Genomic DNA, 20468 nt, shown 5'->3' on the forward strand with positions numbered 1-20468 from the left:
TTCCGCCACCGCGTCCCGCACACGCCCCGACACGACGGCCCGCACGCTCCACCGCGACGGCTCGCACGCTCCACCACCACGACCCGCACGCTCCGCCGCGTCAAGCCACGCTTCGGGCGGGTCCGGACCACGTGCGGGTACTATGAGGAGCGAAACGAACATCGGTGATGAAAGGTTGCGTTCCATGGCTGTGGATTATCCGGATTTGGTTGTTGTCGGTGCTGGCTTGTTCGGTCTGACGGTGGCGCAGCAGGCGGCGGAGCTGGCCGGGGCGCGCGTCGAGGTGATCGACGTGCGTGACCATATCGGGGGCAACGCGTACTCGTATGTGGACGAGGAGACGGGCGCGGAGATCCACAAGTACGGGGCGCATCTGTTCCACACGTCGAGCCCGCGCGTGTGGGAGTACGTGAACAGGTTCACCGGGTTCACGGACTACGTGCACCGCGTGTGGGCCACGCACGACGGCGAGGTGTATCCCCTGCCGACGAACCTGGGCACGATCAACCAGTTCTTCCGCGCGCACATGACGCCGGCCGAGGCGAGGGCCCTGATCGCGGAGCAGGCGGGCGAGCTGGCGGGCCAGGATCCGAAGAACCTGAACGACAAGGGAATTTCCCTGATCGGCCGTCCCCTGTACGAGGCGTTCATCAAGGAGTACACGGCCAAGCAGTGGCAGACGGACCCGGCCGAGCTGCCGGCGTCGATCATCAACCGCCTGCCGGTGCGGTTCAACTACGACAACCGGTATTTCCAGGACACGTGGGAGGGCCTGCCCGTCGACGGGTACACGGCGTGGATGGAGCGCATGGTCGCGGACGAGCGGATCCACGTGAGCCTGGGCGTGGACTTCTTCGACGCCTCGCAGCCGTACAACAAGGACGCGCTCAGGGCGGCGGGCGTGCCGGTGGTGTACACGGGCCCGGTGGACCGCTACTTCGACTACGCGCTGGGCGACCTGAAATGGCGCACGGTGGACTTCAGGGAGGTGCGCTACGACGAGGGCGACCATTTCGGCTGTCCGGTGATGAACTTCTCGGACGCGGACGTGCCGTACACCAGGGCGATCGAGTTCAAGAACTTCAATCCCGAACGCCGCGAGAGCCAGAACCCGGACAGGACGGTGGTGTGGGAGGAGTACAGCCGGTTCGCCGAGCGTGGCGACGAGCCGTACTATCCGGTGAACACCGACGCGGACAAGGAGCTGTACGCGAAATACGAGGAGCTCGCCGCCAAGGAGCCGCTCACGGTGTTCGGGGGCCGGCTGGGCACGTACAAGTACTACGACATGCACCAGGTCATCGCCACCGCATTGGACGCGTACGAAAAGAAAATCGCCCCCATGCTCACCAAGTAAGGGCGGCCGCCGTCGGACTTCCGGAATGAAGCGGACGTTCAGACGGTTTCCAGACAAGGACGGGAAAGCCGTCTAATTGTGAGGGTTCGGGGAAAATCAACGCCCCGAACCCTTGTTTTTCGCTCTTATCGACCGCCTTGTTCAGGGGGAACGGTTACGGTGGAACGCATGGCTTCATATACACGTCGCGCCCGCAACACCGCCGGCGCCGCCGAGTCGAGCGCCGCCTCGACCCGCGGACCCCGCCGCAGCACACGCACCGCCACGTCCCACCGACGGAACAACGGCAGCGTGAAGAAGACGGGCGCATCCGGATCGCATAAGTCGAAGAAGAAGAACGGCAAGAACGGCAAACCCGTCAAGCATCGCGTGCTCAAATGGACGCTGGGCATCATCGGCGGCCTGATCGGCGCCGCGCTGCTCGCCGGCATCGGCCTGTTCGTCTACCTGTACGCCACCACGGAAATCCCCCAGCCCGAGAAATTCGCGCTGGCGGAGAAAACCACCGTCTACTACGCCGACGGCACCACGGAGATCGGCTCCTACGCCGAGCAGAACCGCGATATCATCAGCTGCGAATCGTTGCCCGACTACGTGGGCCAGGCCATCGTCGCCTCGGAGGACCGCACCTTCTACAGCAACTCCGGCATCGACCTGAAGGGCATCGCCCGCGCCTTCATCACCAACGTGACCACCGGCACGCGCCAAGGCGGCTCCACCATCACCCAGCAGTACGCGGAACGCTACTACATGGGCGAAACCACCTCGTATATCGGCAAGGCGCGCGAGGCGGTCCTCGCCATCAAAATCGCGCAGACCGAAAGCAAGGACGAGGTGCTGTGCAACTACATGAACACCATCTACCTGGGCCGCAACTCGTACGGCATCCAGGCGGCGGCGCAGGCGTATTTCGATAAGGACGCCAACGACCTGACCCTGTCGGAGGCCGCGATGCTGGCGGGCATCATCCCCGCGCCCTCGACCTGGGACCCCGCGGTGAACGAGGAGATGGCCCAGCAGCGCTTCGAGCGCGTGCTCAGCATCATGCAGGAGGACGGATACATCACCTCCACCGAGGCGAGCGAGGCATCCACCTTCCCCACCGTCGTCGACAACACGCAGCAGAACATCTACCAGGGGTCGAACGGCTACCTGCTCACCATGGTGCAACGCGAGCTCATCAACGCCGAGGCCTTCACCCAGGAGGATCTCGACACCGGCGGCTACAAGATCGTCACCACCATCGACAAAACCAAGCAGGACATCATGCAGACCGTGGGCGACACCCGCCCCGAAGACATGCCCGAATCCATCCAGGTGGGCGGCATCGCGGTCGATCCCGACACGGGAGCGGTGGTCTCCGTCTACGCGGGATCGGATTATCTGACGCAACAGCTCAACAACTGCGATCAGGCGGTGTTCGAACCCGGCTCGACCATGAAACCCTTCGCCCTGCTGGGAGCGGCGCAGGAGGGCGTGAACTTCAGCACGCTGTTCAACGGCAACTCCCACCAGCACTTCTCCGGCATCACCGACGAGGTGAACAACGCGTTGGAGAACGACTGGGGCAACATCGACCTGTACCAGGCCACCGCCAACTCGGTGAACACGGTGTTCATGGCCATCAACGAGAAGCTCACCCCGCAGCGCACCGCCGAAATCGCGCATGAGGCGGGCATCACCGGCGAGATCGACGAGGATTCCCCCTACAACGTGTTGGGCATCAACGCGATCACCGTGTGGGATCTGGCGCAGGGCCACACCACCATCGCCAACGACGGCGTGAAGAACACACTGCATATGGTCGCCTCCGTGCAGGATTCCGACGGCAACGACCTGTACAACGCGCCCGCCGAGAACGAGCAGGTGTTCGACTCCAACGATTGCGCGCTGGTGCAGAAGGCCATGCAGGGCACCACCTCGTATGGCACGGCCGCCGGCGTCTCCACGCTGCTGGGCCGCCCGGTGGCGGGCAAGTCCGGCACCGCGAACGACGAGAACGCCGCCTCCTTCGTGGGATACACGCCGAACCTGCTCAACGTGTGGGCCATCTGGAATCCGGATGAGAACGGCAACCCGCAGGTGGTGCCGGAATTCGCCGGCTACGGCGTCTCCTCCACCGGCTACCCCTCGCATCTGTTCAGCGAGTACATGAGCCAGGCCTTGGAAGGCATGGAGGTCGAGCAGTTCACCACGGCCACGGACGACGGCAAGATCGGCGGATCCGACGGCACGTGGGGCCTGGGCACCTCCGTCGCGCAGCAACAGCAGCAGGCCCAGGAGCAGCAGGAGGCCCAGGAGGAAGCCCAGAGGCAGGCCGAGGAGGAAGCCCAGCGCCAGGCCGAGGAGGAGGCGCAGAGGCAAGCCGCTGAGCTCGCCGCGCAGTGCGCCGCCAACCCTAGCTATTCCACCGAATGTCCGAACTATCCCACCTCAGGCGACGGCGGTGACGGCGGAGACGGCGAGGATTCCAACACCACGCCCGGAGAGAACAACGGGGGAAGCAGCTCCGGCACCGGCGGCTCATCCTCCAGCGGCGGCAATTAGCGTCGCAATCCGGTGATCCGGCGCATATGGCACGAGAGGCCTCGAATCCAATCGAGGCCTCTCGTGTCATTGATGATGCGTTCAGGCCGTTCGGCCCATCCGGAGGCTTCCGCCATCCGCGCCGATTCGGTCCATCCTTGGGCGCACCCTTGGGTTGGCGCGGACGCGGCCCGCTACCGCGCCAACCGGTCGTATTCGGCGCGGGTGAGCGAGACGACGCCGCCGTGTTTGGTGTGCTCGGCGAGAGCGAAGTCGGGATCGTCCAGCAAACGCCAGCCCGCGTCCAGATCATTGGTGACCATCGGACGGTAGCCGATCGAGGGGATCACATCCACCAGCAGATACCATTCGTCGCCCGCTCCCCCATCGTTGTGATGGTTGGCGAACACGGCCGGCCCCTCCACGCCGCCCGGCTCGCCGCCGGCGTATTCCGCGCCGATGCGCGTCTGGACCGTGGTCCATTCCGCGCCCCGCTCCCACCAGCGTTTCGCGTCGGTGCGGTCCATCCAGATGCCGTTGCCGTGGCTGTTGTCCTTGGTGATGCGGTAGGTGCGCGTGCCGCCGTCCGGCAGCGGCCGTTGAATCATGGTGGTGTCGATGGAGTTGCCGCCGGTGTCGATGAACACGCCGCCGTATTCGTACGTTTCGTTGGTGAAGTCGCGTGTCGCGCCCCACAGCACGGTGTCGTGCGAGTCCGGATCGGTGTGTCCGGGGTCGTCGTCGGCGAACGGGCGGGACGACCAGTACATCACGAACGCGCCGCGCCCGCCGTCATGGCCGGCCGCGCGATCCTCGTCGTAGTAGTCCGGCACCCACAGGCATTCGCAGGCCCAGGCCATGCCGAGTTCCATGCGCGAGCCGTCGGCCCTGCGCGACACGTCGAGTGTGCGGGGACCGCGCCAATGCAGCAGATCGTCGGATTCCCAGATGATGAGGTCGGTGCTGCCGTGGTGGCTCCAGTAGCCCCAGTTGTCGTTGCCCTCCTCGGCGTCGAGTCCGCCGAACACACGCAGGTCCGTGGCGATGATGTACCACACGCCGGTTTCCGGGTTGCGGATGATATGCGGGTCGCGCACGCCGGTGGTGCCGATGTCCGAGGTGAGCACCGGCTCGCCGCCGTTGAGCGGAATCCAACGGCGCGGGTCGTCGCCGTCGGAGCGGTCCAGATAGATGCGCTCGGCATAGCCGTGCGGGTCCTCGCGGAAGTGGACCATCAGGTAGCCGTACTTCTCGTCGTTCCGTGTATTCACAATCGTTCCTTTCTGTTTCGAAGCGCCATGCGCTCCAGCGGACCGAACCGATGTCAGCGCGGTTCCAAAACGTGCACGTCCATGCCCGGCAGTCTGCCGAAGGAGTAGATCGCGCCCATCGCGGCGAACGCCGGCGCCGCGACGCCGAAGGCCACCATCAGCCCCGGCCATGTGTAGTACGCCCATACCACCAGCAGCAACAGCAGGGCCAGCATCAGAGAACACAGCGGGCGGGCCACCACCATCTGGAACGAGGTGCGCACCTGCCACCAGAGCCGCTCGTCGAAGTTCACATGGACGGCCCACGACATCATCACGAACAGGCCGTAGACGACGTTGAGCACCAGCAAGGCTCCGGAGACCCCATAGCCGACCGGGCCGAGGTCGTTCCAATTCATCAGCCAGTATTCCCAGATCAGCACCAGCCAGACAACGAACTGCGGGTAGCCCAACGCGTTGGCGGGCTTCAGCTCCGCCTTCCATGCCTGGTGGAACACAGACCATGTCTGTTTCATCGTCCACGAACGGTCGTCGACATCCAACAGCCATGTGCGATAGGTGGCGTACGCGGCGGCGATCGAGGGGAAGAAACCCGCCACGACCAACCCCATCAGCATATGCGCGATGAAGGCGATGTGAACGACCACAACCATCATGATCATACGGCAGATGAATTCATAACCGACGGCGAATCGCTTCATCGCGGTCCCCTTTCAGTGGAGCGGCATACCTTATGCAAACCTTTATAGGCGATGTCGTGGAGATGGTCCGGATATGAACCGGCGCTGCCGCCGTACGGGGTACGGTCACCAGCGCCGGGGTCGGAGTTCCGCAGGACGGTATCCGTCGATCAGCCCTTCACGGCGCCGATCATGACGCCCTTGGTGAAGTACTTCTGGATGAAGGGGTAGATGACCAGAAGCGGCAGGGTGGAGACGATGATGATGCCGTACTTGATCGAATCGGCCAGCTGCTGGCGTTCGATCATCGACTGGCCGTTGCTGCTGCCGCCACCGGACGTGGTGACCTGGTTGGCGAGCAGGATGTTCTGCAGGATCACCTGCAACGGCTGCTTGTTCTGGTTCCTGATGTAGATCAGGCCTGTGAAGTAGTCGTTCCAGTGGCCCACGAAGTAGTACAGCGCGATCACGCCGATGATGGCGCTGGACAGCGGCAGCACGATCTTGATGAAGTATCCGAAATACCCCAGGCCATCGATCTGCGCGGCGTCATGCAGCTCCTCGGGGATCGAGGATTCGAAGAAGGAGCGTACGATGATCACGTTGAACACGGACACGGCGCCCGGCAGGATGAACACCCACATGGTGTCGAGGATGTTCAGATCCTTCATCAGCAGGTAGCCCGGGATCAGGCCGCCGGAGAAGAACATGGTGAAGGTGAACAGGAACAGGATGACGCGGCGGGGCTTGAACTCCGCGCGGGACAGCGCGAAGCCCACCGGCAGCGTGACCAGCATGTTGACCAGCGTGCCGACCACGGAGTACAGGATGGTGTTGCGGTAGCCGATCCAGATGCGCGGCTCCTGCAGCACCTTGACGTAGCCGTTGAAATTGATGCCCTTCGGGAAGAGCACCACCTCGCCTTGGGAGACGAGTCCGGCGTTCGAGAAGCTGGCGATCACCACGAACCACAGCGGGTAGATGGTCACGAACACCACGGCCACGATGATGGCCGCGATGATGATGTCGACGATCCAGTCGCCAAGCGTCTTGTGCTGACGGACCTTGGGGTTCCACGGGATATCTGCGCTGGAGGCCTTGGCGGCGAGCGTGGGGGCGGATGCGCTCATGGCTGATGATCCTTTCTTGACGTTTCGTTTCCGCATCAGAAGATGCTGGTGTTGGACGCCCGCTTGGCGACTTGGTTCGCGATGATCAGGAACAGGAAGTTGATGACCGTGTTGAAGAGGTTGATGGCCGTCGAATAACTGTATTGGTTGGACACCAGACCCATCTTGTAGACGAAGGTCGAAAGCACCTCGGAGCCGGACAGGTTCAGCGAGTTCTGCATCAGGTAGACCTTTTCGAATCCGACGCCGAGCACGGAGCCCATGTTCAGGATCAGCAGGATGCCGCAGGTGGGCAGGATCGTGGGGATGTCCACGTAGCGGATCAGCTGGAGGCGGCCCGCGCCGTCCATCTTGGCGGCCTCGTACAGCGAGGTGTCCACGCCGGCGAGGGCGGCCAGATAGATGATGGAGTTCCAGCCGCAGTGCTGCCAGACTTCGGTGATCCAGTAGATCGGGGCGAAGGCGTCCGGGTTGCCCAGAATGTTCGTCTCCCCCAGGAAACGGCCGATCATGCCGGAGTTCGGCGCCAGGAAGATGTTGATCATCGAGACGATGACCACGGTGGAGATGAAGTGCGGCATGTAGGTGATGGTCTGCACGAAGGATTTGGTGCGCTTGCCGGCGATCTGGTTGATGAGCAGGGCCAGGATGATCGGCGCGATGAAGCCCAGCACCAGCGTTCCCAGGGAGACGCGGATCGTGTTGATGATCAGGTCGTCGAACTGCGGGGAGTTGAAGAACTGGATGAAGTATTTGAATCCGACGAACTTGCCGCCCGAAAGGCCCGCGCCGGGCACGAACTCGCGGAATGCGAGCTGGATGCCGTACATGGGCACGTAGGCGAACAGGCCGACGAAGATCATCGCGGGCAGGGACATCAGCCACAGCTGCCAGTAGCGCGACATGTGGTTGCCGATGCGGGCCATCAGAGACGGCCGCTGTGCTGTGCTGTCGCCCGCCTGCCGCGATGCGGAGGACAGATCTTTGGCGCCGTGCGCGCCTCGTGTTGCGGAAGCCATGGATATCCTTCCCTCAATGAAATGCGATCTTTGGATTGCGACAAGTGCGTCGCGCGATGCCGCGCGATGCGACGGCGTCGATTGCCCGGGCCGGGTGGCACAGGGCCCGATTGCCGTTCGCACGTCTGTGTTGGCGAGGGAATCGGGCCCTGTTATGTTGTTTTCGGTTATGCGCGGGATGGGGTCATCGCGCGCTCATGCTCGGCTCAGGAGGCGGCGATGGTGTCGTCGTAGGCCTTCTGCCACAGCTCGATGTTCTGGTCGAGACCGCTGCTCTTGAGCGTTTCGATGTACTCGTTCCAGGTCTCGTCGGTCAGGCCGCCGTCCTGGATCCAGGTGGAGATGAGCGGCAGGGCGTAGTTCCAGATGGTCGAGTTGTTGTTGGAGACGGTGGTGTTGTCCTCGGCGCTCAGACGGGTGTACATCGGGATCAGGTCGTTCTCGCCGATGTGGGACTGCTGGGTGGCGTACACGCTGCCATCCTCCTCGGCCAGCACCTTGTCCTGGTCGCCGGTGACGGACATGTCCTCGCGCACCCAGGTCAGGCCGCGGTCGGCCAGGCCGAAGGTGGACAGGTCGTCCTGGAACTGGATCACGTTGTAGACGCCGTCGCCGGTGTTCTCGATGTAGGTGTCGAGATCGCCGTAGTAGGACTCCATGGAGATGTCCGGATCGAGGAAGGTGTCGATGATCTTGAGCGCGGCGGCCTTGTGGGCCTCGTCCAGGCCGGCCGCGACCGCGGCGCCGTTGTAGATGTCCTGGAACTGCGGCTCCCAGGTGGTCTCCTCATAGGAGACGCCCGGGGCGGCGGGGACCTCGATGGAGACGTACTGGTCGGAGAGGTCGCCGAAGTTGCCGGTGTTCCAGCCGAAGATCATGCCGACCTTGGCGGTCACGCCGTCGGAGGAGATGTCGGCGGTGTTCAGCGAGGAGTCGCGGGTGAGCACGTCGGCGGGCATCAGGCCGGCCTCGATCAGGGAATGGTAGTACTCGATGACGGAGCGGAAGTTGTCGGTGAGCATCCAGTTGTTCACCACGCCGTCCTTGACGTACATGCCCTGGGAGCCGGCGGAGGTGATCACCTGGGTGTTGATGCCGGTGCCGTTGAGCAGCAGGAACGGGCTCCACCAGCCGAATCCGGCGGTGCCGAGCTGGTTGATCAGCATCGGAACCTCGTCGGCCTCGCCGTTGCCGTTCGGATCCTGCTCCTTGAAGGCGGTGAGCACTTCGGTCAGCTCGTCCCAGGTGGTCGGCACCTCAAGGCCGAGCTTGTCGAGCCAGGACTTGTTGATCATGAGGTTCTGGCCGGAGGACCACTTGGCGCCGGAGGCGTTGCCGTAGTCGGAGGGCACCTGCCAGACGTGGCCGTCGAGGTCGGAGCCGAACATCTTGGCTTCCGGCACGGCTTCGAAGTATTCCTGCACGTTCGGCATGGAGTCGAGGTCGTCGGAGAGATCCTCCCAGTAGTTGTACTGGGCGAAGTTGTCGGCGTTGTAGCCCCAGATGGTGATGTCGGCGACGTCGCCGCTGGCCAGCACGGTGGAGGCCTGCTGCGCCCACTGGGTGTCGAGGATCTCCTCCCATTCGATCTCGCAGTCGCAGGCGGCTTCCAGATCCTGGGTGAGCTTCATGTCCGCGGCTTCGATCTGGGTGCTGCGCTTGATCAGGCTGATCTTGATGATCGGCTTGCCATCGGCGTTCGTGGCGTTGCCGTCGCTGCCGCAGGCCGACAGGCTGACGGTGCCCATCATGGCCAGTGCGATGGCGGCCGCAAGGCTCTTCTTGATCTTCATGGTTTCTCCTTACTTGCTTTGGCGGTAAAACCAAAATCCTTCGTCGAACCACCGGCCCTGTCCAAGGACTTCCTTGTCGGCGATCATATCGCCACAGCTCCGATTTCTAACGTTGTAATTTTGATTATACAACTATTTTCATCGTTGTACAAATCAGCGGGACACGCTGTGTTGCTCTTCGGTTTTCGCGTGTTCCGCCCGGACGGAAGGCCCGGGCGGAATCACTGTATCGGGGCGGAATCATTGCGTTCCGGACGGAATCATTGCGTTCCGGCCGAAACGAATCCTCCGGCAGCGCCGCCTCAGGCGGCCAGCATCGCGCCGGCGCGCGGGCCTCCGTCCGCGGGCAGCACGTCGGTGGTGGCGGGGGTCCACACCACATCCGGCTCGGGAACGCCGAAGTCGGGGCCGGATTCGGTCCAGCCCACCACGCCGACGCGGGCATGGCGGTTCGGATCGAACAGCGGATCGCCTTTGATGTCGGTGTAGTTGCGGCAGTGGTAGATCATCAGATCGGTCTCGCCGTCCTCCGCCTTGACGAAGGAGTTGTGGCCAGGGCCGTACTGGCCGTTCTCGGCGCAGGTCTTGAACACCGGCACCGGGCTCTTCGTCCAGCTGGCCGGGTCGAGCAGATCGGCGTCGCGATCGGCGGTGAGCAGGCCCACGGCGTACGGCACGCCGGTGCCGGAGGCCGAGTAGGTGATGTAGATCTTATCGCCGTGGAAGAGGAAGGCGGGCCCCTCGTTGACGAGGAAGTCGATGCATTCCCAGTCGTATTCGGGCTTGGTGAGCATCACCGGCTCGCTGTCCAGCGTCCACGGATTGGCCATTTTGGCGATGTAGAGGTTGGAGTTGCCGGGGATGTCGTAGTCCTTCTGCGCCCAGACGAGGTACTGCACGCCGTCGATCACCTCGGTGGTGGCGTCCAGCGAGAACGAATCCATCGGCGTGACGATCCGCCCCTTCTCCACCCAGTTGTCGGTGGTGGGGTCGTCGTCGGTGTTCTCCAGCACGAACATGCGGTGCGTGGGCATGCCGTTGGGCTCGAACTCGCGCTCGGCCGCGGCGAAGTAGATGTACCACGCGCCGTTCACGCGGTGCAGCTCGGGCGCCCAGATGTATTTGCTCATCGGGCCGGACTCATGCTTGCGCCACACCACGGTTTCGGGCGCGGACTGCAATCCGTTGATCGTCGACGCGTGACGAATCGCGATGCAGTTGTATTCGGGGTCGGAACCGGTGAAGTAGTACTCGCCGTCCACTTTGACCACCCAAGGATCGGCTCGTTGTAGCACTACCGGATTGTTGTAAACAGCCATGTTCTCCCTCAATCCTTTGCGTTTCAGAGTTTACAACGTTGAATATAACAGATTTACAACGTTGAAACAAGTCGGCGCGTTAACGCGTAAAAAAGAGAGGCCGATGCGTCGCCACGCATCGGCCTCTCCACACAAAACGCCGCCGGCCCATTCCGACCGGCGTAAGCATCGTCAGTACTGCACCATCCTGTCCGGCAGCGGTCGGGTCGACTGACGCACCACCAAACTCGACGTGACCTTGCGGAACACCGGGGCGTCTCCGGGCGTCCCACCGAACGGCGCGACGCCGTCGATGCGGTCCTTGAGCACCTTCACCGACAGTCTCGCCACCGCCTCCAGGCCGGGGGAGATCGAGGTCAGCGCGGGCGTGAGGTACTGCGAATCGTCGGAATTGTCGAAGCCGATCACCGAGATGTCGTCGGGAATCCTCAGATCGTGCATCTGGATCGACTGCATCATGCCGGAAGCGAGCATGTCGTTCAACGCCACCACGCCATCGGGACGGACGCCGCTGTCCAGCAACTCGTTCATCGCACGCACGCCATTGGCGCGATGCCACATGCCGGCGGGGACCACCAGACTCTCGTCGAAGGGAACGCCGGCCTCATCCAAGGCCTCCTTGTATCCCTGGAAACGCAGCGCCGCGGAACCGACCCGCTCCCCGGGATGCACGCCCACCACGGCGATGCGCCGGCATCCGGTCTGCAGCAGGTACGCCGTGGCGCGTTTCGCGCCCTCGGTGTTCTCGGTGGCGATATGGTCCACCTTGTCGGTGAAGATGCGCTCCCCGAGCAGCACCAGCGGATAATCCACATCGAGCTGATCGATGTCGTCCGGCCCCAGCTCCAACGGACTGAAGATCAAACCGTCCATCATGGCCTGCTGCGAACCGTGCAGCGCGTCGATCTCGCCTTCGCGCGAATACAACGTCGGCTCCACGATCACGCGCATGCCAAGTTTTTTGGCCTCATCGATCACCAACGAACTGAGCTGCGCGAAATACGGCATGGCCAAATCGGGAATCGCGAGCGCGATGATGCCGGTCTGTCCCGTGCGCAGGTTGCGCGCGGAAACGTTCACGGTATAGCCGAGATCGGCGATGGCCTTATTGACCTTGTCACGAGTGGCGTCGGAGACGAACTCGTAGTCGTTGACCACATTGGACACGGTTTTGATCGACACTCCGGCCGCCTTGGCGACCTCCCGCATCGTCACCACGTGCTGTTCGCCGGAATTGGATCTTCTCGGCATCTCTCGTCTCCTTCAGAGTCTCTTCACTTATGACAAGGTGATGTTCATCGTTATACAAGCATAGTCCGGATGCAGCTCCTCGGTGGACTGCAGGTCGAGGACGGGCATGCCCTCCGCGGACCAATGCACGCGGCGCACCTGGGCGTCGCGGCCGCCGTAGCGCCCGCCCTCGTATTCGGCGTTGTGGAACACGTAGATGAGGTTGCCGTCCTCGTCGTGAGACCACATGCCGTGTCCGGTGCCGAGCTGCCATTCGCCGTTGTACATGCCGGACTTCTGCAGCGGGTAGGCGAGTTTGGTCCACGTGGCGGGGTCGAGCAGGTCGGTGTTCTCGCCGGCCGGGGCGGTCACCAGACCGGTGGTGTAGTCGATGCCGACCAGCGAACCCGAGTAGATCAGGAAGATGCGTCCGTCGTGCACCACCGCGTTCGGCCCCTCGGCGATCGCGTTGTCCCACGCGTATTCCGGCACGATGATCTGACGCGGCTTGGAGGTCAGGCGGTTCGGCCGCTTGGGGTCGAAACCCGCGATCCATACGCTGCCCACCTGCTGCCAGGCGTAGTACCAACGGCCGGAATCGACGATCACCGTCATGTCGAGCGATATGCGCTGCACGGGGTTGAGCGCCTCGCCATCGGGGCCGAGAATCGGTTCGGGAACCGTCCAATTGCCTGGCTCGCGCGGGTCGAGGTCGCGTCCGTCGGCATCCTGCCTGAGCTGCATGATATGGCAGCTTCCCGTCCACATATCCGGTTTGCCGGCGCGGTCGTTGGGCGAGCCGTCGGGGTTGGCGCTCGGCCCGTCGAAGCAGGGCATGAACAGTATGGACAGACGTCCGTCGATCACGTGCAGCTCCGGCGCCCAGAAGCAGCCGGTCATCGCGCGGCCTTCGGAGTTGAGGTCGCCGCGCACCAGCAGGTCGACCTCACGCTCGCGGCCGCCTGCCGCATCGGAGAGCTGGGCGATGGACGAGGCGACGCGCAACGGCATATGGGTGCGCCCGCCGCGCGGGTCGATGCAGTTGCCGTCCTCGTCCTCGGTGGCGATGAACAGGAACAGCGGCTCTCCGTTCCATTTCCAGGCGAACACCGACGGATCGGCGCGTTCCACCGCGAACGGCACGGGGTAGACGGTCTGACGGATGCGGCCGTGGATGGCGCGGCGATCCCCCGCGACCAGACGTCCGGCGGCGAGGTCGTCGTTCAGACGGCCGATCTCGTCGGCGTCCCAATCCACCGCGCGCATGGCCGACGAACCGTCGGAGTACTTGAGTTCGGCGCACACGTTGCGCAACGTCCATACGGCGGCGCGGGCCTCCTCGCCGCGCAGCGAGGCCGGTATCGAGTACGGGCGCACGGACGCGCCGGTGTTGTAGATACGGCCGAAGCGCGCGATCAGCGTGCGCGCCTCCTTTTCGGTGATGGCGATGCTGTTGCCGGGCACCACGTCGGCGATGCCGTAGACGTCGGCGGCGTCCGCGCACGCACCGGCCGGATCGCGGCCGGCCGCCGCGGCATCCAACGCCTCCGTATCATCGGCCACGGCAAGCGTGCGTCCGACGGCCTCGGCGATGTCGCGCACAACCGCGATGCGCGCGACGCCGTCGTCGGAACGCCAACGGATACGGTATTCGCCGGCGTTCTGGTCGAATTCCACGCTCGGCTTGTTCACGCCGGCGTCGGTGTCGAGCACCACCTGGCCGAGCTGTTCGAAATCGGTCAGATCGCGGCTGACGGCCAGCAGGAACGACGAACGCTCCGACCCGTCGGGATCGCCGCCGCGCGCGGTGCGCGTCGCCGCGATGCCGAAACCGCCGTCGGCCAGACGGAACAGGTAGGGGTCGCGCAGGCTTTTGAGCACGATGTCGACTTCCGGCATCACCGCGCCGTAGGCGACCGCCGGGCTTGCCTCACGGCCGTCGTCGTAGGGGTCCACGCCGAATCGGGCGGCCGCCACGCAGGCGGCGCGCGCGTCTCCCGCAGGATTCCCGTCGGCGCGCGAGCAGGCGGCGCTCGGCACTCCGGCGGCGAAGAAGATGCCGTAGTTCTCGTTCAACGGCATCCAGTCGCCACAGGCGCGCGAGCGCAGCGCGAGGTGCATGCTCAGGGCGATATCGGCGTTGTTCGCCTCTTCGCGCTTGGTGGGCTTGCAGGTATAGCACAGCAGGGAGGTGGTGCCCAACATCGTGATATCCTTCCGGATTGACCTTTTCCTTTACAACGTTGTACACTATAGCGCGAGTTACATCGTTGTACAAATTTGACAACACGCAGAACAACTCACATCAACGAAGGGGAGAAGAGCATATGGCACCCATCACGGCACTCCGCCACGCCGCCACCACCGTCCTCGCAGCCGGCATGCTGGTCGGCGCGCTCGCCGGATGCACACAAGGCATCGGCGGATCCGCAGCGGACGGCATCGGAGAGGCGGCCAATCAGGCCAACACGGCGACCAGCCGCGACACCGTCACCGAACAATCCGGCATCGCCCGCGTTTCCGTCCACGACCCATCGGTCGTCAAAGCCAACGGCACCTACTATGTGTTCGGATCCCACCGCGCATGGGCCAAAAGTGACGATCTGGTCAACTGGACCACTTTCGAAAACAACCTGAGCACCGATTACGACGACATCCTCGGCGGAATCTGGGACGAATGGTCCAAGCAGACCGCCAATCCCGAACTCACCGGCAACATGTGGGCCCCGGACGTGGTGTGGAACGACACCATGAAGAAATGGTGCATGTACATGTCGGTCAACGGCATCAACTACCGCTCCACCATCGTGCTGCTCACCGCCGACGACATCGAAGGCGACTGGACCTATGTGGGGCCCGTCGTCTATTCGGGGTTCAACAACAACACCGTCGAGCGCACCGACGTGGGCGAAGTGCTCGGCGACGGCGCGGACATCACCCGATACCTCAGCCCGACCGACACGGAGATCAACGCCATCGACCCGTGTGTGAAAACCGACGAGAACGGCGATATGTGGATGACCTTCGGATCGTGGTTCGGCGGCATGTGGATGCTCAAACTCGATCCCGCCACCGGCCTGCGCGACTACGGAACCACCTACGAGACCGTCGCCGACCGGTCCGACGCCTACTACGGCATCAAATTGGGCGGAGGCTACGGCAATTCCGGCGAGGGCTCCTATCTGCTGCATACCAACGGCTATTGGTATCTTTTCGCCTCCTACGGCGCGTTGCAGCAGGAGGGCGGATACCAGGTGCGCATGTTCCGTTCCGAAGACATCACCGGCCCCTACGTCGACGAGCATGGCAACGCCGCGGTCTCCACCGAAGAGGTCAACGGCAATTGGACCGGCGACACCGGCATCCGCCTGATGAGTTCGATCCAATGGAGCGGCAACGACAACGCCGACATCGAAGTCGCCCAAGGGCACAACTCCGCCATGGTCGACGATGACGGCAACGCCTACATCGTCTACCACACCCGATTCTCCGGACGCGGCGAGGAGCACGAGGTGCGCGTGCGCCAACTGCTGCCGACCTCCGACGGATGGCTGGTGGCCGCGCCCTATGAGTTCGTCGGCGCCGTCGCCGACACATCCGGCTACGCGCGGGAGAATATCGTCGGCGACTATGAGCTGGCCACATTGTCCAAACACACGTATTTCAAAGGACAAACGAATCCGGCCGACAAGGACGGCACCGAATACATCGGCGTGGACCGGCCCGTAAACATCACACTGAACGCCGACGGCACCGTCTCGGGCGACCAGACCGGCACATGGGAGGCCGCGGACGGATCGAACCAGGTGACCCTCACCCTCGGCGACGTGGTCTACACCGGCGACTTCGCCAAGCTGCCGCGCGACGTGGACGGCAAGGAGGTCATGACCTTCACCGCCCTCGGCGACAACGTCACCATCTGGGCGTCCCAGCTCTGACCGACCACAGCCGGGCGTGACGCGGAACACGTTTCGTCCATTCCGGTCAATCCCGCCCCAGCCGGCCGCGTGCTGACGGCTCAATCCGCCAGGTGTCCCGCCCCGGCCACGACACACGCCCGCCTACGGGACTTTCCGACATCAGAAGTCGGAAAGTCCCGTGAAACACGCCATACGAACATGTTTCACGGTCCTTTTTGACGACCCACCGTCGGAGGGGACCGTGAACCGGTCCACCCGCATCCAAGGAAACATCCCATGTCAGAACACACCAGCGAAACCGTCGGAGAAACAGTCAGCGAGACAGTCAGCGACAACGTCGGAACCGCCGAACGCCCAGCCGAATATCCGCTGGCCGATGGCCGCGTCGCCATCCACGACCCCGCCATCGTCGAAGAGAACGGCGTCTACTACATCTTCGGCACGCACCGCCGCTTCGCGAAAAGCCGCGACCTCGTGCGCTGGGAACGGTTCGACAACAATCTGAGCCGCGACCCGCACGCCCTGCTCGACGAGATCTGGAGCGACTGGCCCAGCCAGCCCGAAAACCGCGAACTCGAAGGCAACACGTGGGCGCCGGACGTGATCTGGAACGAGACCATGCGCCGATGGTGCATGTATATGTCGGTGAACGGCGCGAATTTCCGCTCCGTCATCGTGCTGCTCACCGCCGAGCATCTGAACGGCGACTGGACCTACGCGGGACCGGTCGTCTACTCCGGCTTCACACCCGACAACGTGCGACTCACCGACGTGCCACGCGTGCTGGGAGACGAGGCCAGCGGCGATCTGGCGCGTTATCAGTCGCTCAAGGACACGCGCATCAACGCGATCGACGCGACGCCGATCCTGTGCGAGCACGGCGAGATGTGGATGAGCGTCGGCTCGTGGTTCGGCGGCGTCTGGATGTTCAGACTCGACCCCGCCACCGGCCTGCGCGACTACACGACGCGCTATCCGCTCGTCAAGGACGCCGCCGACCCGTACTACGGCGTGAAGGTGGCCGGCGGCTACTGGAATTCCGGCGAAGGCTCGTATTTCGTGCGCGAGAACGGGTGGTGGTATCTGTTCATGGCATACGGCTGGCTCGGCCGCGAGGGCGGCTATCAGATCCGCCTGTTCCGTTCGAAGAACCTTGTCGGGCCGTATTTCGACCAGAACGGCAATCCCGCGATTTCCGCAGGCGAGATTCCCAACAACCACACCAGAGGAACCGGCATCCGTCTCACCTCGTCGGTCAAATGGAGAGGCGGACCCGCGTGCGACGAGACGGTCGAAGTCGCGCAGGGGCACAATTCCGTGTTGCGGCGCGGTTCGGACGGGCGGCTCTTCCTCGTCTACCACACGCGGTTCATCGCCCGCGCCGAAGAGGATTACGAGACGCATATCCGCGAGCTGCTGCCTACGCCCGATGGATGGCTGGCCGCCGCCCCCTACGAATACCAAGGCGCTCCGGCAATGGCACCGACAGCCCGGGATCAACTGGCCGGCGAGTATGAGATCGTGCTGCATGATCCGCATACGTATTTCAACGGCAAGCGGCGCGGGGACGGCTCTTGGGAGGGCGTCAACCTGCCGCGCGCCGTCACCTTGCAGGAGGACGGCCGCGTGACCGAAGGCGGCGTGGTGTCGTTCCACGACACGTCCGACGCGAACCTGCCGCGCGAGACGGACGGACCGGTCACCTGCGGATCATGGCGTCCGCTCGGCGCATCCGGCACGGTCGCAGGCCCCACTCCCAGCGAGACCGCAGGCTCCACTCCCAGCGAGACCGCCCATCCCGACGCCTGCAATCCGCAGAGCAATACCGTCGCGAACATCGCATCCGCCGCATCCGCCGCATCCCGACCGTTGCGCGAATCCATGTGGAGACCGTCCTGCTGTCGCGCGGAAATGGCAATCACCGTGGACGACGTGACCTACACGGGCGTGTTCGCCGTGCTCCCCCGCGAAACCGACGGCCGCCCCACGCTCACCTTCACCGCCATCGGCGGCAACCAGGCGATCTGGGGCGCGAAGATCTAAGATCCCGCGGTATATGGTGAAGCCCCGAGCACAAGGTTCGGGGCTTCACCATATGCGTGCGGAACGTTCTACGCGAATCAGCGTTCGGAACGGTTGATCGCGGAGATGATCGCCTTCAGCGAGCTGGTGATGATCGAGGAATCGATGCCGACGCCCCAGATGATCTCGCTCTCCGGCTCCTCGCCGATCTGGCATTCCACGTAGGAGGCGGCCATGGCGTCGGTGCTCGCGGTCATCGTGTGCTCCACGTAGTCCATCACGGACACGTTGATGCCCAAGCTGCTCACCGCGTTGATGAACGCGGCGATCGGGCCGTTGCCGATGCCGGACAGCTCACGCACGACGTCATCCGAGTCGTCGCCCATATTCACACCGCGGTCAAGCAGCGTCACCTTGAGCACGGTGTCGGAACCGTCCTCGCCGGACGAGACGGACACCTTGAGCAGCTTGAGGCGGCCCCACTGTTCCAGCGTCTCGTCGGCCGCGTCGCCCACCACGGCGCCGGCGGCCGTCTTGCCGCCCTCCTCGACCGGAAGGTACTCGTCCTTGAAGAGGCGCCAGATGTCCTCGTCCTTGACTTCCCTCTTGGTCTCGTCGGCGTACTTCTGCACGATGCGGTCGAATTCGATCTGCAGGCGCTTCGGCAGGTCCAGGTTGTGGTTGGTTTTGAGCAGGTAGGCCATGCCGCCCTTGCCGGACTGCGAGTTGACGCGGATGATCGCCTCATAGGTGCGGCCGATGTCCTTCGGGTCGATCGGCAGGTAGGGCACGAGCCACACGAAGCTGTCCAAATCGGCGCCGGCGCGCTCGGCGGCCATCTGACGGGCTTCGAGACCCTTCTTGATGGCGTCCTGATGCGAGCCGGAGAACGCGGTGAACACGAAGTTGCCCGCATAGGGGTGGCGCTCGGAGATCTTGATCTGGTTGCAGTATTCCACCGTCTTGCGGATCTCCGGCACATTCGACAGGTCGATCTGCGGATCGATGCCCTGCGTGAACATGTTCAGGCCCAGCGTCACCAGATCCACATTACCGGTGCGCTCGCCGTTGCCCAGCAGGCAGCCCTCGACGCGGTCCGCGCCGGCGAGCAGCGCCAGCTCGGTGGCGGCCACGCCCATGCCCTCGTCGTTGTGCGGGTGGAGCGACAGCACCACGGAGTCGCGGTCGACGAGATTGTTCGACACGTATTCCACTTGGTCGGCGAACACATTCGGCGTGGTCATCTCCACGGTGGCCGGCAGGTTGATGATCATCGGATGCTCGGGCGTCGGCTTGATCACGCCGATCACCGCGTTGCACACCTCGACCGCGTATTCCGGCTCGGTGCCGGTGAAGGATTCCGGCGAATACTCGTAGTACAGGTCGATGCCCTCGGCGTCGCCTTCCAGCTCCTTGCACAGCATGGCCGCGTCGGTGGCCAGCTTCTTGATGCCGGCCTTGTCGAGACGGAACACCACTTCGCGCTGCAGCACGGAGACGGAGTTGTAGAAGTGCACCACGGCGCGCTTGGCGCCCTTGAGGCATTCGTAGGTTTTGCGGATCAGATGCTCGCGCGCCTGGGTGAGCACCACGATCGTTACGTCGTCGGGGATGAGCTCGCGCTCGATCAGCATGCGGATGAAGTCGTAGTCCGTTTCGGAGGCGGAGGGGAAGCCGACCTCGATCTCCTTGTATCCCATGGAGACGAGCAGGTTCCAGAAGCGCAGCTTGCGCTCGGAATCCATCGGATTGACCAGCGCCTGGTTGCCGTCGCGCAGGTCGACGGAGCACCAGCGCGGCGCGCGTTCCAGCCTTTTGCCCGGCCAGGTGCGTTCGGGATAGTCGAACGGAATCTGCTGGCTGTAGGACGCGTACTTGTTGTACGGCATCCTGCTGGGCTTCTGCGGCTCACCGATGAATCGCGCCGGAGGCAGCAGCGGGTCGTTGTTCCCTCCGTTGGACATCGCGGCGACCGCCGCGAGATCAAAAACCGACGATTGATCCTGACCCATCGTTCCTCCTTTGCTTGAGCGTCACGCCGGCCTTCCCGGGCCGGCTCATAGTCGTTTACACGCACGAAACATGCGTAACTCCCCATCGTACAGCTCATCGGCCCCAAACAACGCCGACCGTCTCATCACGCCCATCGCCCGGGCACGGTCTCCCGCCCATCCCACGGCGCGGACTTTCCGCCCATCCCC

At 63.8% G+C, this 20468-nt stretch carries 13 protein-coding genes; 4 read left to right on the forward strand and 9 right to left on the reverse strand.

The annotated features are described in order from the left end of the window. Positions 1 to 184: 184 nt before the first annotated feature. A complete protein-coding gene (gene glf / locus BL8807_RS02990; protein ID WP_094725313.1) occupies positions 185 to 1357 on the forward strand; it encodes a UDP-galactopyranose mutase in 1173 nt (390 codons plus the stop codon). A gap of 168 nt (positions 1358 to 1525) precedes the next feature. Beyond that, positions 1526 to 3904, forward strand: coding sequence for a transglycosylase domain-containing protein (locus tag BL8807_RS02995; protein WP_083570361.1), 2379 nt, complete (start codon positions 1526 to 1528; stop codon positions 3902 to 3904). Between the two features lie 173 nt (positions 3905 to 4077). On the opposite strand, the gene BL8807_RS03000 is transcribed toward BL8807_RS02995, so the two are convergent. The 8 genes from BL8807_RS03000 to BL8807_RS03035 form a co-directional block, all read right to left on the reverse strand. Beyond that, entirely contained in the window at positions 4078 to 5154 is a 1077-nt protein-coding gene (locus tag BL8807_RS03000; RefSeq protein WP_226847442.1) for a glycoside hydrolase family 43 protein, read from the reverse strand. A 53-nt stretch (positions 5155 to 5207) separates the two neighbouring features. After that, positions 5208 to 5855 carry a YesL family protein gene (locus BL8807_RS03005; RefSeq protein ID WP_072726985.1) on the reverse strand — a complete coding sequence of 216 codons (648 nt, stop codon included), beginning with the start codon at positions 5853 to 5855 and terminating at the stop codon, positions 5208 to 5210. Positions 5856 to 6004: 149 nt separating this feature from the next. Further along, positions 6005 to 6964, reverse strand: a complete 960-nt coding sequence (locus BL8807_RS03010) for a carbohydrate ABC transporter permease (RefSeq protein ID WP_072726986.1) — start codon at positions 6962 to 6964, stop codon at positions 6005 to 6007. Between the two features lie 35 nt (positions 6965 to 6999). After that, positions 7000 to 7983 carry an ABC transporter permease gene (locus BL8807_RS03015; protein ID WP_083570363.1) on the reverse strand — a complete coding sequence of 328 codons (984 nt, stop codon included), beginning with the start codon at positions 7981 to 7983 and terminating at the stop codon, positions 7000 to 7002. A 206-nt stretch (positions 7984 to 8189) separates the two neighbouring features. Next, complete coding sequence (locus BL8807_RS03020) at positions 8190 to 9776, reverse strand: extracellular solute-binding protein (protein ID WP_072726987.1); 1587 nt, start codon at positions 9774 to 9776, stop codon at positions 8190 to 8192. A gap of 302 nt (positions 9777 to 10078) precedes the next feature. Continuing rightward, complete coding sequence (locus BL8807_RS03025) at positions 10079 to 11095, reverse strand: glycoside hydrolase family 43 protein (RefSeq protein WP_072726988.1); 1017 nt, start codon at positions 11093 to 11095, stop codon at positions 10079 to 10081. A gap of 171 nt (positions 11096 to 11266) precedes the next feature. After that, entirely contained in the window at positions 11267 to 12346 is a 1080-nt protein-coding gene (locus BL8807_RS03030; RefSeq protein WP_072726989.1) for a LacI family DNA-binding transcriptional regulator, read from the reverse strand. Between the two features lie 27 nt (positions 12347 to 12373). Then, complete coding sequence (locus tag BL8807_RS03035; protein ID WP_072726990.1) at positions 12374 to 14530, reverse strand: family 43 glycosylhydrolase; 2157 nt, start codon at positions 14528 to 14530, stop codon at positions 12374 to 12376. A gap of 122 nt (positions 14531 to 14652) precedes the next feature. On the opposite strand from BL8807_RS03035, the gene BL8807_RS03040 reads away from it, so the two are divergent. Then, on the forward strand, positions 14653 to 16263 hold the full coding sequence (locus tag BL8807_RS03040; RefSeq protein WP_072726991.1) for a glycoside hydrolase family 43 protein: 1611 nt from the start codon (positions 14653 to 14655) through the stop codon (positions 16261 to 16263). A gap of 258 nt (positions 16264 to 16521) precedes the next feature. Beyond that, complete coding sequence (locus BL8807_RS03045) at positions 16522 to 18288, forward strand: family 43 glycosylhydrolase (RefSeq protein ID WP_072726992.1); 1767 nt, start codon at positions 16522 to 16524, stop codon at positions 18286 to 18288. A 77-nt stretch (positions 18289 to 18365) separates the two neighbouring features. Here BL8807_RS03045 and leuA read toward each other — a convergent pair whose 3' ends face one another. After that, on the reverse strand, positions 18366 to 20279 hold the full coding sequence (leuA, locus tag BL8807_RS03050) for a 2-isopropylmalate synthase (protein WP_072726993.1): 1914 nt from the start codon (positions 20277 to 20279) through the stop codon (positions 18366 to 18368). Between the last annotated feature and the right edge of the window lie 189 nt (positions 20280 to 20468).

Source organism: Bifidobacterium lemurum, assembly GCF_014898175.1.
Taxonomy (GTDB): Bacteria; Actinomycetota; Actinomycetes; order Actinomycetales; family Bifidobacteriaceae; genus Bifidobacterium; species Bifidobacterium lemurum.

Coding starts and splice junctions, on each gene's coding strand:
- glf (WP_094725313.1), top strand. CDS start 185: ATGGCTGTGGATTATCCGGATTTGGTTGTTGTCGGTGCTGGCTTGTTC.
- BL8807_RS02995 (WP_083570361.1), top strand. CDS start 1,526: ATGGCTTCATATACACGTCGCGCCCGCAACACCGCCGGCGCCGCCGAG.
- BL8807_RS03005 (WP_072726985.1), bottom strand. CDS start 5,855: ATGAAGCGATTCGCCGTCGGTTATGAATTCATCTGCCGTATGATCATG.
- BL8807_RS03010 (WP_072726986.1), bottom strand. CDS start 6,964: ATGAGCGCATCCGCCCCCACGCTCGCCGCCAAGGCCTCCAGCGCAGAT.
- BL8807_RS03015 (WP_083570363.1), bottom strand. CDS start 7,983: ATGGCTTCCGCAACACGAGGCGCGCACGGCGCCAAAGATCTGTCCTCC.
- BL8807_RS03020 (WP_072726987.1), bottom strand. CDS start 9,776: ATGAAGATCAAGAAGAGCCTTGCGGCCGCCATCGCACTGGCCATGATG.
- BL8807_RS03025 (WP_072726988.1), bottom strand. CDS start 11,095: ATGGCTGTTTACAACAATCCGGTAGTGCTACAACGAGCCGATCCTTGG.
- BL8807_RS03030 (WP_072726989.1), bottom strand. CDS start 12,346: ATGCCGAGAAGATCCAATTCCGGCGAACAGCACGTGGTGACGATGCGG.
- BL8807_RS03035 (WP_072726990.1), bottom strand. CDS start 14,530: ATGTTGGGCACCACCTCCCTGCTGTGCTATACCTGCAAGCCCACCAAG.
- BL8807_RS03040 (WP_072726991.1), top strand. CDS start 14,653: ATGGCACCCATCACGGCACTCCGCCACGCCGCCACCACCGTCCTCGCA.
- BL8807_RS03045 (WP_072726992.1), top strand. CDS start 16,522: ATGTCAGAACACACCAGCGAAACCGTCGGAGAAACAGTCAGCGAGACA.
- leuA (WP_072726993.1), bottom strand. CDS start 20,279: ATGGGTCAGGATCAATCGTCGGTTTTTGATCTCGCGGCGGTCGCCGCG.